This is a genomic window from Mesorhizobium sp. NZP2234, assembly GCF_013170765.1.
Lineage (GTDB): Bacteria > Pseudomonadota > Alphaproteobacteria > Rhizobiales > Rhizobiaceae > Mesorhizobium > Mesorhizobium loti_D.
The window spans coordinates 5,159,734-5,182,504 of the sequence record NZ_CP033364.1 but is presented as its reverse complement, the minus strand read 5'-3'; the positions used below and the strand labels follow the sequence as shown (position 1 = coordinate 5,182,504).

At 57.5% G+C, this 22,771-nt stretch carries 16 protein-coding genes; 6 read left to right on the top strand and 10 right to left on the bottom strand.

The window, feature by feature from the left end:
- Positions 1–32 precede the first annotated feature (32 nt).
- From EB230_RS25590 to EB230_RS25570, 5 genes are all read left to right on the top strand, one after another.
- A complete protein-coding gene (locus EB230_RS25590) occupies positions 33–1,706 on the top strand; it encodes a hypothetical protein (RefSeq protein WP_172374168.1) in 1,674 nt (557 codons plus the stop codon).
- A 228-nt stretch (positions 1,707–1,934) separates the two neighbouring features.
- Positions 1,935–2,954 (top strand): glycosyltransferase family 2 protein, encoded by a 1,020-nt coding sequence (locus EB230_RS25585; RefSeq protein WP_172374167.1) that lies wholly within the window; start codon positions 1,935–1,937, stop codon positions 2,952–2,954.
- Positions 2,951–3,592: a class I SAM-dependent methyltransferase gene (locus tag EB230_RS25580; protein ID WP_172374166.1), complete on the top strand. Its 642-nt coding sequence runs from the start codon at positions 2,951–2,953 to the stop codon at positions 3,590–3,592. Before EB230_RS25585 ends, EB230_RS25580 begins: the two co-directional genes overlap by 4 nt.
- Before the next feature lie 2 nt (positions 3,593–3,594).
- Positions 3,595–4,473 (top strand): hypothetical protein, encoded by an 879-nt coding sequence (locus EB230_RS25575; protein ID WP_172374165.1) that lies wholly within the window; start codon positions 3,595–3,597, stop codon positions 4,471–4,473.
- Positions 4,470–5,507 carry an FkbM family methyltransferase gene (locus tag EB230_RS25570; RefSeq protein WP_246738843.1) on the top strand — a complete coding sequence of 346 codons (1,038 nt, stop codon included), beginning with the start codon at positions 4,470–4,472 and terminating at the stop codon, positions 5,505–5,507. Before EB230_RS25575 ends, EB230_RS25570 begins: the two co-directional genes overlap by 4 nt.
- Before the next feature lie 121 nt (positions 5,508–5,628).
- Here EB230_RS25570 and EB230_RS25565 read toward each other — a convergent pair whose 3' ends face one another.
- From EB230_RS25565 to EB230_RS25520, 10 genes are all read right to left on the bottom strand, one after another.
- The gene (locus EB230_RS25565; RefSeq protein ID WP_172374164.1) at positions 5,629–7,806 is read right to left on the bottom strand and encodes a hypothetical protein; all 2,178 of its coding nucleotides are present in this window, start codon (positions 7,804–7,806) and stop codon (positions 5,629–5,631) included.
- A 73-nt stretch (positions 7,807–7,879) separates the two neighbouring features.
- Positions 7,880–8,950 (bottom strand): class I SAM-dependent methyltransferase, encoded by a 1,071-nt coding sequence (locus EB230_RS25560; protein ID WP_172374163.1) that lies wholly within the window; start codon positions 8,948–8,950, stop codon positions 7,880–7,882.
- Positions 8,951–8,992: 42 nt separating this feature from the next.
- A complete protein-coding gene (locus EB230_RS25555) occupies positions 8,993–11,860 on the bottom strand; it encodes a glycosyltransferase family 1 protein (RefSeq protein ID WP_172374162.1) in 2,868 nt (955 codons plus the stop codon).
- Positions 11,857–13,362, bottom strand: coding sequence for a methyltransferase domain-containing protein (locus tag EB230_RS25550; protein WP_056563793.1), 1,506 nt, complete (start codon positions 13,360–13,362; stop codon positions 11,857–11,859). The genes EB230_RS25555 and EB230_RS25550 overlap by 4 nt, the downstream gene beginning before the upstream one ends.
- Positions 13,359–14,585 carry an ABC transporter ATP-binding protein gene (locus tag EB230_RS25545; RefSeq protein WP_056563790.1) on the bottom strand — a complete coding sequence of 409 codons (1,227 nt, stop codon included), beginning with the start codon at positions 14,583–14,585 and terminating at the stop codon, positions 13,359–13,361. The genes EB230_RS25550 and EB230_RS25545 overlap by 4 nt, the downstream gene beginning before the upstream one ends.
- Positions 14,586–14,587: 2 nt before the next feature.
- On the bottom strand, positions 14,588–15,373 hold the full coding sequence (locus EB230_RS25540; protein ID WP_056563787.1) for an ABC transporter permease: 786 nt from the start codon (positions 15,371–15,373) through the stop codon (positions 14,588–14,590).
- 33 nt (positions 15,374–15,406) lie between these two features.
- Entirely contained in the window at positions 15,407–16,351 is a 945-nt protein-coding gene (locus EB230_RS25535) for a GDP-mannose 4,6-dehydratase (protein ID WP_246738842.1), read from the bottom strand.
- 38 nt (positions 16,352–16,389) lie between these two features.
- A complete protein-coding gene (gmd, locus tag EB230_RS25530; protein ID WP_056563781.1) occupies positions 16,390–17,376 on the bottom strand; it encodes a GDP-mannose 4,6-dehydratase in 987 nt (328 codons plus the stop codon).
- A 57-nt stretch (positions 17,377–17,433) separates the two neighbouring features.
- Positions 17,434–18,849 carry a mannose-1-phosphate guanylyltransferase/mannose-6-phosphate isomerase gene (locus tag EB230_RS25525; protein ID WP_056563778.1) on the bottom strand — a complete coding sequence of 472 codons (1,416 nt, stop codon included), beginning with the start codon at positions 18,847–18,849 and terminating at the stop codon, positions 17,434–17,436.
- On the bottom strand, positions 18,849–20,279 hold the full coding sequence (locus EB230_RS25520; RefSeq protein ID WP_172374160.1) for a phosphomannomutase: 1,431 nt from the start codon (positions 20,277–20,279) through the stop codon (positions 18,849–18,851). Before EB230_RS25520 ends, EB230_RS25525 begins: the two co-directional genes overlap by 1 nt.
- Positions 20,280–20,686: 407 nt before the next feature.
- On the opposite strand from EB230_RS25520, the gene EB230_RS25515 reads away from it, so the two are divergent.
- Complete coding sequence (locus tag EB230_RS25515) at positions 20,687–22,675, top strand: nucleoside-diphosphate sugar epimerase/dehydratase (protein WP_056563772.1); 1,989 nt, start codon at positions 20,687–20,689, stop codon at positions 22,673–22,675.
- The last annotated feature ends 96 nt before the right edge of the window (positions 22,676–22,771 follow it).

Sequence of the window (22,771 nt, the reverse complement as noted above, 5' to 3'; positions counted from 1 at the left end):
TTTTTCCCACTGATGGAACAATGATACTAAGCTTGCAGAACATTACGAGTTACCGCCGCTCTATACCGTCTTCAGCGCTGAGGTTTTTTTTAGTAGCATTCGTCGGTATCGCCGCCGTTGCTGTTTTGCAGCGTCCCATGATTCTCAATGGGTTTTCCGTACTGCCTGGAGATCGGTACGACGGCGTTATCAGTGCTGCCATTCTTGAGCATTGGTATCGAGTATTCACGCGAACAGCGCAGAACTGGGCTGATGCGTCCTACTTTTACCCTTACTCAAAAACCATCGCGCAGACCGATGCGTTTTTCATCAATTCCATTCTTTATGCGCCATTCCGGCTCGTTGGCTTCGACCCGTTTCAGTCGATGTATCTCAGCGGCGTTCTTCTTAAAGTCGTTGGGTTCTACTCTTTCTATTTATTATGTCGCCGATTCAAGCAGATATCATTCGGCTGGGCGCTGCTGGCCAGCGCGCTTTTTACCTTGTCGAATGGTATGACAGTGCACAGTTCCCGAATACAATTTGCGACCGTTGCGCTCGCTCCGGCTCAAGCATTGCTCATCTGGAACACCTTCGAAGCTCTGTATGCCTCTAACCGCAAGAATGCACTGATTTGGGGTGTCAGTGCCTGTGCGTTGTTTGGGGCTTGGTGTCTGTCGTGTTTCTATATGGCTTGGTTCTTTGCGTTCTTCTTCTTGGCAACTCTGATCGTGATGGGTGCCTTGGCGCCCCGTAAGAGTCTTGGTTTTTTGTCGGCGGCATCCAGACAATGGCCTGTAGTAGTCCTATTGGTCGTGGCAGGGGCGGCATGCATGTTTCCCTTCATTTATGTGTTCTTGCCAAAGTCGGTTGAGACTGGTGTCCGTACCTATGGACAAATAAAGACGATCCCGATTTACGAAGTAATGCAGGTCGGAAATGAAAACCTTTTGTACGGCGGTTTTTATAACAAAGCTCTGAAATTCTTTTATCCAACGTATGCGCCTGGGGGTGAATATTACAACTGCGGCTTCAATGTTGTTGTGATCGCGCTCTTTCTGGCCGGGTGCTTCTCGGTTGTTCGATGTGCTACAAGTGAGACCAGCCAATTCGTGTTGAAGTCGATTGCACTGTCCGCGGTCATCACCTGGATATGCACGATAAGCATCGGCGGTCATTCGCTTTGGTTCTATGTCTTCCATTCCGTGCCAGGTGCCAAGGCATTCCGAGTCGTTGCGGGGTATGAGATATTCCTGGCGATGCCGGTGTTTCTCGTTGTGGCAAGCTATCTCTCGTCAATCAGAATGCCAGCCGTGATCGGCACGATTTTTGTCGGCCTTCTTTTGGCTGGCGAATTGAACGAGCAATATACCAACCTCCACGTGGATGCGGAAAACGCCCGCATTGCGAACGTTCCCATTCCACCGGAAGCGTGCAAGGCTTTCTATGTGTCGGGGTGGAAAGGACAGGGCGAGCGGGGGTCGGCGGTCGCCGTTCACATCGAGAATCTGTATCAGCATAATGTCACCGCTATAATGCTGGCGCAAATGCTGAGCATACCGACCGTCAATGGATTCGCTTCCTTCAACCCGCCGGATTGGGATTTTGCCTCTCCGAACAGTCCGGACTATGAAGCCAGAATTGCAGCTTATGCCAGGCGCCATCAAATATCCGGCCTCTGCAGGCTTGATCTCAACAATAAGAGCTGGTCGCAGCCGCAAAGTTGAACGTGTTCAACGGCAAAATTCCGATCTCGTTAGGATCAGGTCGCTGACAGTCATATTCGTGTCAGGATTTACGCGCGACGCGGAGCCGAGCGCCATGTTCGAGGGCCTATCACACGATAAAAAGTATTATGAAGAAACGCTAATGTAAATTTCGTGGGCTTGGGAGCTTGGAATAGGAAGACTGACTGCGCGGGCAAAATCGCTTGCACCCCTGCCTGATGATGGTAGATGCACGGAGAACGCAAATTCGAGAGCAAGCCGCTGCCAAAACTGATTATCCAGATTCCTTGCTATAACGAAGCCGAGACCCTCGCGATAGCGCTGAATGATCTGCCGCGGACCGTTGCCGGTTTCGACAGCGTCGAATGGTTGATCATCGACGACGGAAGCAGCGACGCCACAGCCAGGGTCGCGGAGGAAAACGGCGTCGACCACGTCATACGCCATACCAGCAATCGTGGCCTTGCCTACGCCTTCATGACCGGCATCGAAGCCTGCCTCGCGCGAGGCGCCGATGTCATCGTCAACACCGATGCGGACAACCAGTACAACGCGGCCGACTTGCCGGCCCTGACAAGGCCGGTACTTGAGGGACGCGCGGACATGGTCATCGGCGCTCGGCCGATATCGGAGATCGAGCACTTCTCCCCGTTGAAGAAGCTGCTGCAGAAGCTCGGCAGCTGGGTGGTTCGCGTCAGCAGCGGCACGGATGTGCAGGACGCACCGAGCGGATTTCGCGCGATCTCGCGCAACGCTGCCCAGCGCCTGGTCGTCTTCAACAATTACACCTACACGCTGGAAACCATCATCCAGGCCGGCCGCAAGAACATGCGCGTGGTTTCGGTGCCGATCCGTGTCAACGGTGATCTGCGACCGTCGCGGCTGGTCAAGAGCATCCCTTCTTATCTCAAGCGCTCGATCTTCACCATCGTGCGCATCTTCGTCATCTACCAGCCGGCCCGGTTCTTCGGCGCGGTCGCGGCCGTTCTTTTCGGCCTCGGTTTCCTGCTCGGCCTGCGCTTCCTCTACTTCTATCTGGTCGATGCAAGCAGCGGTCACGTCCAGTCGGTGGTCCTTGCGGGCGTGCTGATGTCGATGGGCTTCCAGGCACTTCTGGTTGCTTTCCTGGCCGACGTGATCGCTGCCAACCGCAAGCTTCTGGAGGACATCAGATATACGCAGCGCGCGGCGCAGGGGGAGATCAAGCGACCACAGCTGAAGCGGCAGGAAAGCAGGCTGGGCGAATGAAGGTAGCTGGCGGAAAGGCAGAGGACGGCGTCGTCATAGGCAACACCTATGACAAATACGGCACGCGAAATCCTATCGCCCGCCGGATGGTCGCCGGCTTCGACGATGCTTTGTCCGGCTTGGTGGCAAAGGCGAACCCCGCTACCATTCACGAGGTCGGATGTGGAGAGGGCTATTGGGTCATGCGGTGGCTTGGCCAGGCCATCGATGCGCGGGGCACCGATTTCTCCACCCAGGTTATCGGCATGGCAAGGGAGAACGCCCGTGGACGCGGCATGGACCCCGGGCGTTTCGCGGTCCGCAGCATTTATGAAGTGAAGCCGGAACGCGATAGCGCGGATCTCATCGTCTGTTGCGAGGTGATGGAGCATCTCGAAGACCCGCAAAAGGCCCTGCAGGCGCTGCAGCGGGTTGCAGGATCGGACCTGATCCTCAGTGTCCCTCGCGAACCACTCTGGCGGGCACTTAATCTTGCGCGCGGCAAATACATTTCGGCCTTGGGAAATACGCCCGGTCATCTGCAGCACTGGTCACAGCGCGGCTTCGTCTCGCTCGTCTCGCAGTTTTTCGAGGTGGTTGAAGTCCTGTCGCCATTGCCTTGGACCATGTTGCATTGCAAGCCTAGGAAAAGGCGCTGACGATGGCGCTCGGCCCGGGCGCGAGGACTTGGCTCAACCGCATCGGAGCTTTCCTGGGTTTGGCCGGCCTCGTTTTCGTGGGGATGCGACTTCACAGTTACGCTGGCGAGATCGATTTCCGACGAATTGGTCTCGGCGGATACGTCGCAATTGCCGCGCTGGCCTGTCTGTACGGAGTCTCGAATCTGCTGCTTGCCGTTGGCTGGCGGCGTCTCCTGGTCCATCTCGGAGTTTCGGCCTCTCGTTCCTGGGCAATCCGCGCCTATGCAACCTCGCAACTCGCGAAATATGTCCCCGGCAATATTTTCCAGTTCGCCGGGCGGCAAGCCATTGGTGTGGCGGCGGGTATCGGCAATCGGCCGCTGGCCAAATCGACTGCGTATGAACTCGCCATCCTCATCGTTGGCGGAGCTCTCTTTTCGCCGCTTCTGTTATCGCTGATTGTCGCCGACACTCCGGACTGGCTCGGCTGGGTTTGTTTCGCTGCGGTCGTGGCGGGCGCGCTTTGGCTGGCCTCAAACAGAGGCGTGGATTTTGGTGTGGCTGCTATTTGCTATCTCGCCTTTCTGGCATTTTCCGGTCTCGTTTTTGCGGGAGCCTATAACCTTGCCGGCGGTTCAGTCGGACCGGCGCTTTATCCGGCGATTGCAGGCGCCTACGTGCTGGCGTGGCTTGCCGGGCTGGTGACCCCAGGCGCGCCGGCCGGTATTGGTGTCAGGGAGGCGGTGTTGCTCTTCCTGCTCGGTGGACTGAGTTCTGGCTCCGTCATTCTCCTGGCGGTGGTGATCGGAAGGATGGTCACTGTCCTGGGCGATCTTCTCTTTTTTGCCGGCGGACTGATTGTCGGTCGTCTGCACGGAATAACCAGTCAACGAAATTGAACAAGGCAATGCTCCCCAGGATGCGATCAAAAACGCTCAAGGCCGCTGCACTCAAGATACCGCAGATCAGGAGGCTATGGGAGGATCGCAAAAATCTCTTGGCGGAGCGGGATGTCCTTGTACAGCAGAACGAGCAGCTGCGAACATCAGGGAAACTGGAACCGGATAGCGTATTTTTTCACTACAACTGCAGTTTCGATGCGATTGAGACGATCAATCGCCACGCGCGCCAAAATCTAACTGCAGATCCGTCTCACGTCACCAACTTTCTCGGCGTGAAAATTTCGCCGCGTTTCTTCCCTGGCATCCTTGACGGCAAGGCCGGCACCATCGAGCCAATTCCGATCCCCGCCAACTGGCACGCCGACATAGCCGAGTGGGCGGCCGCACTCAGGGCTGTCGACTTGGCCTCAGGACGCTTTCGCGCGGTGGAACTTGGATGTGGTTGGGGGTGTTGGCTGAACAATACCGGTGTCGCAGCGCGCAATAAAGGACTGGCGGTGGAACTCATCGGCATCGAAGGAGACAGTGAGCATGTCGCCTATGCCCACGAGGCGATGGAGGCAAATGGCTTTGCGAGCAACGAGTTCCGCATTATTCATGGTGTCGCTGCACCCAAGAAGGGGGCAGCACTCTTTCCGATAGTCAAGAATGCAGGGGCGTCCTGGGGCTCGGAGCCGATCCTGAACGCGACGGCGGCACAGATCAGAGAAGCGTCTGCGTCGGGCCAGTATCAACAACTTGATGCCTTCCCTTTGGCCGAGATCGTCAAGGGCGAGCCGGTCGATCTTCTGCATATCGACATCCAGGGTGGTGAAGCAGACTTTGTTGAGGCGGCCATCGGCGACCTCAATAAATTCGTCCGGTACATTGTTATCGGCACGCACTCTCGCGAGATCGAAGGGCGGATCATGAATACCCTTCTGAATGAGGGCTGGAGACTCGAAATGGAGCGCCCAGCAATCATTCGGTTGATCAACGGACGCCCGCAGATTTCCGTTGACGGCGTCCAGGGTTGGCGAAACGCTTCCTAGACTAAAATCACGAATCCTACACGGCCGTGCCGTTGTTGTTGTATGTTTGATCCGGAAGAAGCCTCCTGATTTGGGAGACCGAACTCCTCAGGTGTCGACGTCTGAGAACCCTGGCTGTCGGCTATTTGATTACAGTCAGAGATTTAAGAAGAATACCAAGCATTCGAGTGTCTTTGCTTCCGAATGACGATGGCGAGCGCAACTGGTCGACTACGAAATCCAATTGACCGTTCGGCGCTAAGCCGGCTCGCGGAAGTTCGGCGGAGATCCAGCCGGAAACGCCACAATAGCTGCGATTCAACATCACTGCCGTTCCGCTGCGAATTTCGACTGTCGTGCACGTGTGTTCCGGTGTGAAGACCGAAAATGTGACGCCCAATTTTCCTCCGTTCGGAATATCGTCAAGGTCGACTAGGATTGACGCCTGCCTTTCGCGAGACCATGTCCCGATGGGTTCGGATGGGTACCATCCGCGTCCGGCCAGATAGTTTTCGCCGATCTCGCCAGTGACGAAATTTACCGGTTTGCCCAGATTGATTGGAGGCATTGTATTCCAAACCGATAAACTACCTGCTGGGTCGAGCCCATGTGCAAGACGGATGATAGCGTAGTTTTGTGTAAAAACCGCATCGTAGCGATCCTCGGCGTCGAGAGACTTGGCGATCGGGGAAAGCTCCTTTTCCCTGTCATTTGGGGCCGGCCACTCATGAGCCGCTCCAAGCAAATCGATGTACGGAAGAACAATGGCATCGGCTTTGCCGCTTTCAAGAAACGCCTTTACTTTGATGGAAAATTCAGGAGTTATCTCTCCTTGCCCAACATTGGTCATCTCGTCAGGCCAATTGGCCATAGCTGCAGCGAGATTCTTGTCGCCTCCTATATTGTAGGTACGAATGTCCAGTTCGCTTGCGATATAATTAATGAGGAAGTCGTTGCCGTAGGGTAGGAAAGCAACGGTTTCGCCATGGCGAAAATGCGGTTTCCACGATGCGACCTCGGCAGTCACTTCGTTGACTACCCCACGGAAGTGCGTGTAGGCATGAAGTTGCTGACTGCTAGGTATGTTGAATACAAGCAAAAGCACAAGTAGCGCGGCTCGGACATTTATGGACAGCTTGCCGCTTGCCAATATTACCATAAAGACGGCCCAGGCACCGAACATTCCGAGAGCCGTCCAGCGATAGCTCGCCCGTATGTTTTTGAATCCGGGCAGATATTCCGAAATCCATGCATTGCCAGTTTCGAACCATCCATAGGAAGCAGGCATGAGTTGGCTGACGCCCGCAGGTCGATATGTGAGAAATTTTACAGTCGGACCAAGCGCCATATAGAACCCAGCTGCAGCGATCAGCCCAAAGACTATTGAGAGGAATTTTCTCTCCTTCAGCACAACAACGCCGTAGATCGCCACGAGCGCGATTCCAGCGCAGAACGTCGAAATGAATGTCGACGCATCGCCAAAATAGTCGTCTTGCACCCTCGATACGCTGAGACCAAGGAAGTCCGGAGCCGCCAATATGCCAGCTGTCGGAACAAAAAAGAATTCAAGGCTGGCGCCCCATCCGCGGAAGAAGTCAATCCGCTCCGCGCTGAAGCTTGTAGTCTTTTCGTAGAGAGCGTATGCCATATAAGATGCGAAGAAGGAAAAAGATATTACAATTGCACGGGGAAAAAAATCAAAATTGTTCCTATCGCGCATAGTTTTGCATAGGAATATTATTGATAAGCCAGAAGCAAACATCATGAATGTATATCCGTCCATAAAAACGGATATGAATGAGGTAATAAAAAGGGAGAGGGTCGATATAATGGAAAGGCGGCCGAATACAACATTCATCGCGGAAAGATGATACAGTGGGAGGAGCGCTATTCCAAGCGCCAATGTAGAGAAGCTATTGTTTTGCCACACGATTGGAAATGTGCACCATATCGCGGCGCTTAATAGGGATGCCGGCCGGCCGACTCCAATGTACCTCGCGAAAAAGAACGCGCCTGTGAAAGCTACGGCAAGCCAAGCGGCAAAAACTGCTGCATAAGCATTAGCTGGCGATACACCTATCTTCAAAAGGACTGCTGCAGGTAACGCAGCTGACATTCCGAAGGATATGGCGGCTGGGTCAGGAAATCCGAAATTGTGGGCGTAGAGAGAGCCGAAATTCGCGAACGACTTTGAAAAGCCGAGAAGCCAAAACACTTGCGCAGTCGTCGGGCTCATATACCCGGGAATTGCTCCATTAGTGATGAGTACGAGCGGGAACAGGACAACTCCCGCCAAAAAAGTCTTCAGGCTGTTCGACATGCGGCGGCAATCACTTTACTATCTGGATCACCAATCCAGATGGCACGAAAGGCTCCTCGGCACAATGATGTGTTCAGCCCGGTTTGCGTGCGATCATGACCCAGCCGATCGCGCCAGTTTCCTCGGCGAAATGGTCGATTTCGAAACCGCACCGCTTCACGCATTTTGAAATGAAGTCGGCGCTCCATCCGCTTTCGAACCAGCCAAACTTGCGGATGCAATAGACTGAAATCGGATCGGTGCGAATGCCCCAGTGTTTCCAGATGTCGTTCACCGGTTCGCCCGCCAGCATGAGTTTTCCGCCTGGTTTCAACCTGCTGTTGACGAGCGACAGCGTCTCCCACGGCTTTATGGCGTGGTGGAGGCTCTCATAGTAGAGCGCGGCGTCGTAGAGTTCGTCGCCGGGAATATTCTCGAAGCTGCCCAGAATGGCATTGACCTTGTGGCCGATCCGCTTTGCCCTGGCGTTCACCAGTTCGACAAAGCGCGGATTGATGTCAAGGCCGGTCACCTCAAGTCCGCAAAACGCCATCAATTCGCAACTCGTACCCCAGCCGCAGCCCATGTCGAGAATGCGATCGCCAATTTGCAGTCCCGAATACTGGATGGCACGCGCGACACGCCCGGCATGCATCCCCACGGCGGTCGGCGGCTGATGGGCGTAGGGATTGGCGCCGGCGATATGGTCCGCCATCGCGAAGTCGGTTTGCTCGTTCGCGTGCTGATCGACGTCTCGCCTGGCAATCTCCCGATATACGGCAATTTGCTGTGCGACATATTCTTCCCCGAATGGGTCCAGCTTCTGGTTAACCCTGGTCTCGGGAACATATTGCATGCCGCGCCAGAACTGCTCGACTTGCGGTGAGCCTGGCGGGCCAAGCTTGTCGGAGCAGGCTACAAAGGCATCGAGATTGCTGGGCGTAATAGCCTTCCCGTATTGCCAGGTCGACGGTTGCGCAGTTGAGATCGGATTGACGGCCGACAGGCTTTTCTTGGTTTGATATTCTTGCGACTGTCGGATGCTGTCGCGGAACGCTTCGACGTTCTTGTGGGCCGTGAGATGCCCGGAAATGACGTCATCCGACTCAGGCATGCGATCAAGGAGTTCCTTGTAGCCTGCGATGATATCGCTGCGTCCGATCATGCGTTTCTGCTTCCTGCTCAGCCAGCTCACGAAATCACCCGACTACAACGTCACGCGCAGCGGACTGCCAAACCACCGGACGCCCTCCTGCAGGAGCTCGATATCGACGAAGGCGGCGCCGCGCTCACGCCAGGTAACGGGAACATTGACAGCCAGATGGATCGTGTCGCCTGGTATCAGCACAAACGGAATGTGAGTGCGGGCATTGTCATACTGAAGAAGCTGGCCTGCTGCGTCGAGCACATGATAGCTCAGCACCACGCCCATATTGGCGTCAACCGGGCCGCGGCTCGACCAGGCCATATCGGAGAGGTTGGTCACATTGACGACGATCTTCGACGCGGCGCCGTCATCGGTCACATATGGACCCTCCACGAGCTCCAGGCGATGCGCGCGCTGCTCCTCCTCGAGAGACGCGGTGACCCGCGTGTCGCCAAGGTCGTTCAGTGGCGCGAAAGGCTTAGGCGAACTCGGCTCGTAGAGCTTGTACCATTTCTGCCCCACGACGACGCTTTCCAACTGCGCGGCGCTCTCGGACCATGTCGGCCATGAAACTTTGCTCGGCTTGGATATGAACGGCCGCTTCAGGAAGCTCTTGACCGCGTCGGCCAGGGCCGCTGACGATCCCATCTCGAAGAAATGCGCTGCGGCCGCACCCTTTCCCACCTCTCGGAACACTGGAATATCGCTGGCGAGAACCGGCTTGCCAAAATGGCCCGCCTCGACGATGGGCAGGCCAAATCCTTCCGCGAACGAAGCCGCGATCAGGGCGTCGCAATCGCTATAAAGGGTACCAAGATGTCCGTCATCGACGCTTGCGTGCAAATGCAGGCGATTGCCAAACTCCACATGGCGCTGAATGCGGTCGACGAGATGCGAAATGCCCCAACCAGTCCTGCCCACGACGACCAGTTCGATATCAAATCCGTCGGCCCACAATGCCTCGAATGCATCCAGTGCAACACGATGGCCCTTGCGGGGCTCCAGCGTTCCAACCATCAGGAAGCGAGGTCGCATCACGCTCCTGCTTCGCGGTTTCGATGGCAACGCGTCCATCGCGAAATCCGCGCCGAGTTGCCAGTAGCCAACCTTCATTCGGCGCGGAAACCGGATGCCCGCCAGCAAATCCAGCAATTCGTCGGCGACTGCCCGGGAAATGCAGACAAAGCCGGTGGAGTAGGCGAGTGCGGTTTGGAACCATGCACTGAACAGGGGCGGCATGCCTTCATGACAGAAGGCGGCGGAGCGCAAGGGAACCGTATCGTAGAGGCAGGATACGACCTCCGCCCCCTTGATGAGAGCCGGGCGCAGAAATGCCGGATGCAGGGTATGAAAAGGCCACGAACTGTCCAGCATCAGGATTGTATCGCCGGCGTTCGGCCGCAGCCGGTTCGATGAATGCTTTGTCGGCGGCCGTCCCGTCCACTCTCTTGCCGCGTACCAGCCGGATTGGTCGTCGCAAAAGGAGATGTATTTGCTCTCGCCCTTTGATCCGCGTGGGAACATGCTTTCACAGATGCGCCGAACGACGCGTTGAATGCCTGTCCGATGGTCCTCCAGAAGTGTCGCCGTGGCGTCTACCAGAAGTCGTCGCTGCGTAGCCTCCGGTTCGGCGAGAGCCATCAAGGTCGAAGCGTCCTGTTCGTCGCCTCTCTTGACATCGAGTGCTTCGACAAGCCCGAGCCGCTGCGGAGCCGCGCGACTGTCCAGCCCTTGCAAACCCTGAACGACACGATCCGACACCCTTCGCCAGCTGAATGTGTCGATTCTTTCTCGCGCCAGCTCTTTCAGCTTGCGCGCGTTGAGTTTGCCCGCGGCGGCGATATCGATCTTCTCCGCAAGATCCAGCGGGGACGTTGGATCAAAGAGCAGCCCGTCGTCTCCGACAACTTCGGGAAGCGCCCCGGCTCTGGCGGCGAGGGCTGGTGTTCCGCAGGCCATTGCTTCCAACGCCGTCAACCCGAAACCCTCCATGAAAGAGGGTTGGATCAGCGCCAGCGCTCCCTTGTACAGACGCACCAGCGTTCTATCGTCGACGGCGCCCGCGAATACAACCTGGTCAGGTCGCAAGCCATGAGACTGCCAGAGGTTGAAGTACTCGACCCTCTCCCGGGGTGTGATTTCCCCGGCAATCACAAGCTTTAAGTTATGGCGGAGTGATTCTGAAAGATTGACGATTGCTTGCGGTATTAAATCGAGATTCTTTCTCCAATCGAAGCCACCAACATAGAGGAGATAATCGTATTCTTTATGATGGATCTCGTTGCTTTCGCCGATCAGGTCGACGAAATTTTCCGATATGCCGGTTCCGATATATTTATAATTAGAATTTTTGACAAGTTCTGTAAATTCTTCAGAAGAAAACTCAGAGATTGTGAAGGTGATGTCAAAATTACCATACCCTGAGAGGCGCCTGTGAAAATATTCTCGCTGACGAGTGTCGCGCATGTACTTTTCGGGAAACCTGAATGGGATCGCGTCGTAGAAGATGGCGGCTGTTTTGACCGTCGCCAAAGAGCCACCTCGATAGGGAACCGCGGGGTCGACGGCCCCCTCGAACGGACTTGCGGACAACGCGACATCCGGGTTGAGTTGGTTGACGTGATGAATGAGGGCAATCTCGCTGCGGCGGCGCCAGGGCGTGTAACCGAAATCGGCCTCGCCCCCTTCAACCTTGCCGTGCCAGACATGAATTCGATCCGGGGGAACGATGCCAGAAAGCAATGATCGCGCGGCAATGGCTGCCTCGGGCATCGCCGCATTCAGCGATACCTGCAGTTCGATGTCGCCATCTTGCGCGGAAAGGGCTTGGAGCAGATCCAGCACGTAGCGGCCGATGCCTCGCTTCCGGCTGTGGGTTTGCAGGCACTGACCGTCGACCCAGAGTTTCAATGGCTGGGCATTTGTCATTTCGACTTTCCGGTCATGAGAAGCTTGCTCCAGGCCCGGAAGGCGACAGGGTCCGGATCAAGCATCCAATCCTTGTCGATGATGATCAATCCGCTTCGGGCGCGTGCGAAAGCCAAAAGGCGGCGCTCTATCGGCGGAGCCAGCCGCACTGCGCGCCGTACGGAAGCGGCCAGGCGCGGCCTCAGCCGCAACCACAGCAGGCCATGGTGCATCAGAAGCCTGGTATTGGCACCAGGCGCCAGCGTCCACGCGGGGGAGGGGGCGGCGAGGTCACGGCTATTGTATTTTGGCCGCTCTAATGCAGTGCGGTACAAGTATTTCATTGCTCGGATGGGAGCTGCGAGTTTCCACGAGGTCGAGTTCTTGAAGGCGTCCGTAAGCGCCGAGAGTTGCTCAACCTGTTCGGCCAGCGCCGCCATGCTTTGGCTCAGGCGGGCAATCTCGGCGTCACGCTCCTCTATGACGGCATCCTTGAGGAAAGACTGTTCTCTCGCCGTGATTTCTTCCTCGGCAAGATGGTGACGAAGGCGCTCGATCTCGGTATCGCGCGCTGCCACGGCTCTGTCCTTGATGATGTCCTTAAGCTGTTTGCCGAGAGAAGCCACGGTGTTTGTCAGCGCGATATTGCCCGTTCGCATCATGTCGGACTGGGCAGCCAGATTATCGGTCAGTTGCTGAAGCTGGAGCGCGGTCGAAGTCATCATTGCCTTGACGCCTCCCGATATGTCGACGACTTCGTCATCGGCGGAACGCAGCCATTGCTTTATCTGCCTTGTGTCCGTGGGCACCATTTGCGATGCGCTCTCGACAAACGCCGCAAGTGCATTGGGTCCTTCCACGAGGTGTTTTCTCGCCAGACAGGCATAGTCGCGCGCCACCTCGAACATCAGGTGAATGCTGCGTTCCATCGGTCCGGCGTCGATCATCGGGGCGCCATTCAGCCTCAAGATCGCGGTCTCCGCGAATTCAGCTTGTCCCACCAGAAATTCCAGCAAATCCGGCGGCAGGGGACGCTTATGCGTTGGGTCGAGATGGAAAGTATGCGTACCGACCGAGATATTTTCCGGATTGGGTGTTTCCAGGATCAGCAGGCCGTCATCGGTCAGCACTCTGTTGCATTCATCCAATAGTCTGATCAAGTAATCCGTCGGTACGTGCTCGACCATATGGAAAGCCGAAATGACGGCCACGCTGTTGTTCGGCCTGCCGCCGAGATAGTCGATCGCGTCCTGCAATTCGATCTTGAGGCCATGGTCCGTGGCCTCCTGTGCCATACGCGCATTGGTATCCACACCCGTGGCATCGAACCCAGCCTCGGCGAGTATCTCGAGCCATTCGCCGCGTCCGCAGCCAAGATCGATCGCCAGGGTCGGTCCCTCGGCCTGTCGCGGTACCTGCGCCAACAAGGGCAGGTAGATCTTCAGCCGATCCTTGACGAGTTCCCTCGAGCCGCGAAAGCGATCCTCGAAGGCCTTGTAGAGATCATCGAAAGTTTTTTTCATCTGACGATTTCGAACACGTGTTCAAGGCGGCTCGTCCCGACAAAAAACGGGCGGTCTGAATTGATGACGTCGAAAACCTCGACGTTTTCGATCCAGTCGAAATTGTTGTCGATGTGAACGTCTCCCGTGTGGAGCGAAATGGAAAGTCCGTATGAACCCTGGCCAAGCGCGCAGGCAAGACGCAGGTTGCATTCCACCTTGTCTCCGGCCTTGATGCCTGAAAGCACCTGGCCCGTATGCCAGGTGTTGGTTCCCCAAACTGTGTGGCCGGCGCGGTCTTTCAGCATGAACCCGATGACCAGTTCCGGAATGTCCTCCTTCGCCTCTATCCGGGCTCGAATTGTCACGCTCTGTCCTGAGATGGCGGTCTTGATCGGCTTCCCGTTTTCGCCGTCGATCAGCGCGACGGATTCAACCGCGGCCGCCTTGGTTCCGCTCCTGCTGTAAAGCCAATCGTCCCTTTCGCGCCGTTGCTCGATGGTCAGCTTGGCGTTCTCCTTGGTCGCGATCAGGGCGTTGTAGTAGTCGACCACTTCGTCGGGCGGCCCGTCCTTCAGCACGCGCCCCTTGTCCAGCAGAATCACCCGGTCACACAAGGATCTGACGTCGCCCATCCCGTGAGTGACCAGAATGATCGACGTGCCGGCGGCCCTGAAGCTGCGTATCCGGTCGAAGCTCTTGTGCTGGAAATAGCTGTCGCCCACCGAAAGCACTTCGTCGACGATCAGCACCTCGGGCCGTTCGGCGGTGGCGAGCGCGAAGGCCAGCCGCGCCTGCATGCCGCTCGAATAGGTTCGCAGCGGCTGATCGAAGAAGTCGCCGATCTCGGCAAAGTCCTCGATATGCGGCATCAGTTCGGCAAGCCGCGTTTGCGATAGTCCCATCAGTCCGCCGGCATGGTAGGCGTTCTGGCGTCCGGTGAATTCGGGGTTGAAGCCGAGCCCGAGTTCGAGGATGGCGCTGATGCGGCCGCCAACGCTTGCCGTGCCCTCGGTAGGCCGAACGGTGCCGGTGATCAGCTTCAGAAGCGTGCTCTTGCCCGCACCATTCTGGCCGATGAGGCCCAGTGCCTCGCCGGCCGCCAGGGAGAACGAGATGTCCCTTACCGGCCAGAATTCCTCCGTGGGCTTGACGGGCGCGCCGAACCAGCCGGCAAACCTTTCCAGATTGCTTGCGTAGCTCGCATAGCGTTTCGACAGATGGCTGACGGAAAGCACGGTCATGGCTACAACACGTCGACGAGTTCGGGGCTTGCGCGCCGAAAGAAGATCATTGCGAAAGCCATGCTCACAATTCCAAGTGCCGCCGGCACGATCAGGCTTTCAGGGTTCGGCCAGCGGTTGAACAACAACGCGTCCTGATAAAGCGCCACCAGCGGTGCGATCGGATTGAGGCCGATCAGAAAAGCATATTTTTCGGGCAGAACATTGGCGGGATAGACGATCGGCGTCAGCCAGTACCAGAGCTGCAGCACGATCATCATGACTTGCGCCACATCGCGAATGAACACGTTCATCACGCCGAGGATCACGCCAAGGCCGAAGCCGATCGCTGCAATCAGGATGATCCCGATCGGCAGCAAGACCAGGGCGCGGCCCGGAATATGGCCGAGGAAGATGAAGATGACAAACAGGGCGATGAGCAGCAGCAGATGGTTGATGAGCGCCGTGCCCCCCACGATGACGGGCAGGCACAAGCGCGGAAAGGCGATCTTCTTCATCACGGGTGCCTGCTCGATGAAGACGGTCATGCTGCGTGTCAGAATCTCGCTGAACAGCGTCCAGGCCGCCATGCCGGACAGGAGATAGATCGGATAGGCCGCGGGGCTGTCCGTGTCCGGGAGCCTTGCCTTGAGAACTTCCGAAAGGACGATCGAGAAGATGAGCGCCTGCGCAAGCGGATGAAGGATGAACCACAGGCCGCCCAGACGCGACCGCACGAAACGCCCTTTCAGGTCGCCCCTGATGGAGGAAATGATGAAATGGCGGTACTGCCACAGGCTTCGAAACATGTGCTCAACCTTTGGCGCGCTGCGGTGATGTCATCATCGAGCGTTGCATAGCCGGTGCCAATACCCGAAAACGTCGGCTATTGTCTGCTCGAATGGCACCAAAGGCCGCCAATTCAACTCGGCGCGTGCCTTTGAAGCATCACCTGATGCGGTGGGAATCTCGTTCGAGCGCAGTTTTTCAGGGTCGGCACGTACTTCGATGTCGATGCCCGACTGCGCAACAAGCGTATCCAGGATATCACGGATTTTCCGGGGTTGTCCCGATGCGATGTTGTAGACTTGGTCGGGTGCGGCATCCAGATTCAGCACCGCGGAACTGGCATACGCGCGCACCACGTCGCGAACATCGAGGAAGTCACGCTCCGCCTCGAGATTCCCGACGTGAATGACCGGCTCGCTCTTGCCGGACACGATCTCGGCGACCTGGCGTGCGAAGGCGGAAACCACATAGGCATCGGACTGGCCGGGGCCGGTGTGGTTGAAGGGACGAAAGCGCACGGCGCGCAGACCTTCATATGCCATTTGCCCGACCATCAGGTCCGCGGCCGCCTTGGTGGCGCCGTAGACCGTCATCGGCCGAAGCGGCACGTCTTCCGTCACCGGACCTGCCGCGCTCAGGAAGGAAGCGCCATACGCTTCGGAACTACCCACATAGACGAACCGGGCGTCCGGCGCGTGGTGCAGCATGGATTGAGCGAGGTTCATCGTTCCGTTGAAATTGACGTTCCAGGCATGCCGTGGCGCGTTGCGTGCATCGGAAGGAGCGGCGACCGCGGCCAGATGGATGAGCGCGGTGGGCTGCACCTCGCGGATGGCCTCGTCGAGCCCCTTTCGGTCCTGCAGGTCGATCGCGTTTCGTTGGCCCGCGCCATGGCCAAGCGGGAACACCTTGCAGTCAGCGTGTTCCCGCTCCAGCAGCCGCAACAGTGCCGTGCCGACAAACCCTGTTGCCCCGGTTATCAGGATGCGATGCGTCAACCTATCGACCATAACGCAAAAAGGGTTCTCCGCTCAACTCAGCGCTTGGCGGTACCGGCGTGACGTTCGAGATCGGCGTCCACCATTTCACGGATCATGTCTTCCAGCGAGATCGTCGCCTCCCATCCCAGCTTCTGCTTTGCTTTCGCAGGGTTTCCGAGCAGAATTTCGACCTCGGCCGGTCTGAACAGGTCCGGATCGATCACCAGGTGATCGTCGATCTTGAGCCCGACATGTTCGAACGCGATTCGGCACATGTCGCGCACGGTCGTCGTCCTGCCTGTCGCGACGACGTAGTCGTCCGGCTGGTCCTGCTGCACCATAAGCCACATGGCACGGACATAATCCTTGGAGTGACCCCAATCGCGCTTGGCATCGATGTTGCCGAGCCGCAACTCCTTTGCCAGGCCTTTCTTGATGCGCGCCACCGCGTCCGTGACTTTTCGGGTGACGAACTCAATGCCGCGAAGCGGAGATTCATGATTGAACAGGATGCCGCTCGAGGCATGCAGGCCGAAGCTTTCGCGATAATTGATGGTAATCCAGTGGCCATAGAGCTTAGCGACCGCGTAAGGCGAACGCGGATGGAAAGGCGTTGTCTCCGACTGCATGGGCTCCTGGATAAGACCGTACATTTCCGAGGACGACGCCTGGTAGAAACGGGCTTCGGGCGATTCGAGGCGAAGTGCCTCGAGCACATTGGTCACGCCTATGCCGGTGACATTGCCCGTCAGGATCGGCTGCTGCCAAGATGATTTGACGAAGGATTGGGCGGCAAGATTGTAAACCTCGTCGGGCTTAACATCGCGCATGGTTCGAGCCAGGCCGGACAAATCCGTCAGGTTGCCATCAACGATCCGGACATCGTTTTCGATGCCAAGCCATTTCAGGCGCGTTGTATTGACGTCAGCCGTGCTCGATCGCCGCGCCAGTCCGTGGACCTCGTATCCCTTGGACAGCAGCAACTGCGCCAAATATGCGCCATCCTGCCCGGTGATGCCGGTGATCAAAGCTTTCTTTGTCATCAATGCTCTCGATTGTATCTGGTGGTTGCTCGCCAAGCATCGCGAGCCGGGGGATTGTCAGGCGCGACCATATACGTCATCGAAGCGCACGATATCATCTTCGCCGAGATAATCGCCGCTTTGCACTTCAATGATCACCAGGTCAATTCTGCCGGGGTTTTCCAGCCGATGCTTATGGCCGCAGGGGATGTAGGTTGATTCGTTTGTTGCCAGGAACAATTCCTGGTCGCCATTGACGATTTTCGCGGAGCCGCTGACCACGACCCAGTGCTCCGAACGATGGTAATGCATTTGCAGGCTCAAACGCCTGCCAGGTTTCACCTCGATGCGTTTGATCTTGAATCGCTCGCCTTCCTCCAGAACCGTATAGGTACCCCAGGGTCGGTGTACCGTGCTGTGAAGGAGATGCGCCCCATGTCCGGAAGCCTTGAGACCCTCGAACAGCTTTTTGACGTCCTGAACGCGGTCGCGGGATGCGACAAGCAACGCATCCGGGGAATCGACGATTATCAGGTCGTTGACGCCGACGGTGCCGATGACCCGCCTGTCGGAGCTGATATAGCTGCCTGCGGTGCCGATCATGTGAATATCGCCGCGTATCCTGTTTCCGTTTTCGTCGGGGGCGATCAATTCGGCCATCGCGTTCCAGGATCCGATGTCGTTCCAATCCATGTCGCAGGGTATCACGGCAAGATTGCCGGCCTTCTCCATGACCGCGTGGTCGAGAGAGATCCGCGGAGCCGAGCCGAAATGCTCGGGCGCGAGTTCGATTTTGGCAAAGCCTTCGCCGTCGCTGAAACGGGCGTTCTCATAGCTTCTGGAAACCGCCTCGATGACCGCGGGACAATGCAAGGCCATTTCATTGAGCATGGTTTGGGCGCTGAAGCAGAAGATGCCGGCGTTCCAGAAGAAACGCTTGGATGCGAGATAGGCTTGAGCGGTCTCGAGGTCTGGCTTTTCAACGAAGCGGACAACTTTTTCGCCGTCGGCCTCGATATAACCGAATGCGGTGTCCGGCCTGGTTGGGTTTATGCCCAGGGTCGCGATTCGGCCCAGCTTCGCGTAGTCGATGGCCCGGCCCATGACATTCAGAAACGCAGGCAGATTGCCAATCATGTGATCCGCGGGAAAGACGCAAAGGATTGCGTCAGGTCCCTGCGTCGCCTTGGCGTGGACCGTGGCGGCGGCAACGGCAGCGGCCGTATCCCGGCCTTCCGGCTCAAGCAGAAATGTGCGTGGCAGCACGACCGAGTCCAGTTCGTCGAAGTCGTCCTTGGTCAGGAAGAGGTGGTCCCCTGATGTCACCGCAACGAGTTCCACGACGCCCTCGATCGAGGCCGCGCGCAACACGGTGTGCTGAATAAGAGAATGTCCGTCCGCCACTTTGAGGAAAGGCTTGGGGTGCGATTGCCTCGAGGCAGGCCATAGCCGCGATCCGGCTCCCCCGCTGATGATGACGGGAACCACTTTCATTAAACGACCTCTGTTTCGTCTGTGGATGTGATTGCCCGCGCCCTTTCAAGCGTAAGCGCCACGATCGCTTCCGCTCTGTCCTGGTTTGCAGCCTCCGAATAGCACCGCAGTTCCGGCGCGTTGCCGGACGGCCGCAAATGGATGATCTCGCCATTCGCCATTCGTGTCCTGAGGCCATCGGTCTCATCGACGTCGGCGACAGTCCCGAAAGGGGCCAGAAATCGCTGCAATTGTTCCCGGTCGGCGAGCCGAAGCATCAGGCCGCTCGAACTTTCCACCGGGAAGTTCTCAAGGCGCTCGCTCGCGCACACCGGGAGCTTCCAGAGTTCGCGCAGATGCGACACCTTTTTTCCTGTCGACGCAACCGTGCCAAGGACGGCAAGGATCGGGAGCATCGCATCTCGCGTCGGCAGTGCCGTCAATGTTCTCCCGTGCAGCGAGCAGTCCGACCCAAGGAGCACGCCGCCATTGGCCTCAAAGCCAAGGACGAGGCCGCCGGTACGGTATGAAGCTTCCATGGCTTCGATGACGAACGGAGACCCGACCTTCGTCCTCAGCACCTCAAAACCGAAGGTTTTCGAAATGCCTGAATTGGACGTTACCGGCGTCACGACAACATCTGCCCGCAAATACAAGGCTACGGCGAGGCCAATCAGGTCGCCGCGAAACAGATCGCCGTTCTCGTCGGTGACGAGTGGACGATCGGCATCGGCATCCGTCGACACGATGGCATCGAGTTTGAATTCTCGCGTCCAAGCCCTGAACTTTGCAATTGTGGCGGGGCTCACAGCTTCTGTGTCAACGGGCACGAAAGTGTCGGATTTCCCGACAGGCGTCACGCAGGCGCCGAAGGATCGGAGAATCTCGACCAGGAGATCCGCCGCGACCGAGCTGTGCTGATAGACGCCGATCCTCAACCCCGAAAGGGAGCCGGGCTTCAATATATCCTCGGCGCGTGCGCGATAGGCGGCCATCGCCTCATCATGGTGTGTCGGAAATGCGGTTTCTGCAGACGGCGGCGAGCGATAGGAATCCGACTTTTCAGCGGCATACTGTGCGATGGCGGCTTCATCGGCTTTGCTGATCTCGCCATGCGGGCTGTAGAATTTGATGCCGTTGCGGTCGGCGGGAATATGCGAACCCGTCACCATGAGCGCCGCCATGCCATGCTGCAGGCCATAGAGCGCCAAGGCCGGTGTCGGAATGGCGCCGCAATCGATCGGTTGAAGTCCGCTTGCCGCCAGTGCCGCCATGCAGTTGGCGGCAATGGTGGGACTGCTGTCGCGTAGGTCGCGGCCTACCAGGACCCTGGCTTTCGGCTGGCACCCGCCGGCGGCCAGGCGCCAGGCGAAAGCCTCGGTATAAAGTCCACTCGGCTTCCCGACCAGTTCCGAAGCCAGGCCTCGAAGGCCACTCGATCCAAATTTCATCACTTCGCTTTGGCTGGTGAAGGAAAGGCCGTCATATTGCAGTAGGCTCCTCTGTCAACCAAAAATCGCTTGGCCAGCAGTCCAGCGTTTCCCTTGTGATCTTCAAAATAGTGCGTTGGCAATGATTTAGACGACACTTGGTACGTATCGGTCCGGGAGCCACGTGATTTGTATAAGCGGGAGCTACTTTTGCACTTGCTGTTGCACGCGGTCCTGATCGATATGCGCGGTCCTAATCAAACCGCCTGTGAAAAAATCTCTGGCGATGGCCTCAAGTCCACGCTATGCGATAGAGAAGGCGGGGGCCGAGGATTTGGCGCTAATAACAGGTGGCCGGTGACGAATGGTATTCGATCTGGCTCCGTACTAGTGTTGAAGTTCTCACGCCCGGAGTTCAGTACTGCCTGATGACATCCCATATAGAAGCCGTATCCGGACTTCGACCGAAGGTGCGTCGCGCTATCATCATGGTTCTGGATATCGTGATGGTCCTGATCGCGGTGGCGCTCAGCCTGACGTTATCGCAATCGAGACTGTCGTTCGAAGCCTTTTCCTCAGCGGGTTTTGCTTGCTGGGCGAGCATCATTGTTCTCAGCCACCTGCTGTTTAGATATTGCGGCCTTTACAACACCGTGTGGCGTTTCGCCTCGACGCCGGATTTCTTCAATATCTTGAAGAGTTGCGCAATTTTGACTGTCACGCTTTATTGCGTTTCGCTCGTTGTCCGTTCCTTTCAGCCTGTGGCGGGCCTTAACGAGCGCCAGTTTATTGTCTTTTTCCTGGTTTCTTTCACCATCATCTCCGCGCCCCGGATTTTCTATCGGTTCCTTCGCGACGGTGCGAGTTGGCGCATCTTGAGCCGCGGCACCGGCAAGACCTCGATCAAGCGGGCGATGTTCGTCGGCAAGTTGAGCGAGGCCGACGTAATCATCCGTTTCACCCGCACAGCCCAGCCGGCGGAGTATTCCATCGTCGGAATCTTGGCGATCGAAAACGGGGCTCCCGAGGGTACTCGTATCCAGGGCGTGCCCGTCGTGGCCATTCGCCCCCGCTTGGTCGAGGCGCTGGAGGAATACGCAAAGGGGACGGCAAGTCTCGACCTGCTTATTTTCGGCAGCGGTGCCGAGCATGAGATCGAAGAGTATTCCGAACTCGTTCGGGTCGCCCGGCATGGCGACATAGCGGTCGTGCAGTTCTCGGGGCTTTCGCAACTGGGGCAGGAGGGAAAGCTCGTTCTCGACGCTGTCGAGATGGAAACGATCCTGCGTCGCTCGACGGTGCCGTCCGATGTCAAACGCATCAGCGCCTTCGTCGGTGGTAAGCGTGTTCTGGTGACGGGTGGTGCCGGTTCCATCGGTCGAACCCTCGTCAAACGGTCGCTGGAGCTTGGGGCCGACGCGGTCCTGGTTGCCGACAATTCCGAGTTCGGCATCTTCCAGTTGAGCCAATATATTGACGAGCAGCACCATGACCGCCTCAAGGTCCGCATCGCCGATGTCGCCGATCGGCGCCAGATAACGCGCGTCGTCTCGGAATTCAAACCGGATATCATCTTCCATGCGGCGGCGCTGAAGCACGTTCCGCTGCTCGAGGAGAATTGGGACTCGGCCATCCAGACCAATGTTTTCGGTACACTCGTCTGCGCAGAGGTTGCCGCCAGATGCGGAGTGGCGCAGTTTGTCCTGGTGTCGAGCGACAAGGCCGTGGATCCGTCGTCCGTGCTTGGCATAACGAAGCGGGCTGCCGAACAGATCGTCAGCGCCTTGCATGGGACCCCCCCGAGCGATCCTGGTGGGCGCCGCCCCGCCACCAAGTTCATCGCCGTCCGTTTCGGCAACGTCTTTGGCAGCAACGGTTCCGTGGCGACCATATTCCAGTCGCAGATCGAGGCCGGCGGACCCGTCACGATCACCGACCGGCGTATGACGCGCTACTTCATGACAGTGGCCGAAGCCGTCGATCTCGTCATCATGTCGGCGGCCGATGCCGCATCGCGGCCAAGCGGCGAAGATTATGCCGTCTACATGCTCGACATGGGCAAGCCGGTGCCGATCCTCGAAGTGGCCGAAACGATGATCCGCATGTCGGGAAAGAGCCCGTACACGGACATCCCAATCCGCTTTACCGGCATCAGGCCTGGCGAGAAGCTCCATGAAACGCTGCATGGTGAAGACGAGGAACTCGTCGAACTCGGCATTTCGAAGATTTTTGGCTTGAGCACGGACGTTGTGGAGTGGTCGGACGTCCAGGTCGCACTTGCCGCGCTTCAGCAATCGGTGAAGAACCAGGGCAAGGCCGCTTCGCTCGCCGTGCTGGCGGGTCTCGACCGCGCCAAGAAGGCGCGGGGGAGCACGGACCAGCGGGCAATCCCGAAAACGGCTGGGCAGGCGACTTAATCTGTTGCCGGGCGATCCTTGAATCTTGAGATCTGGTCGGCGCTAACGCAAAAGCTATGTCCATCAGCTTTTTGCCGGGACCAAACGGCACCCCCA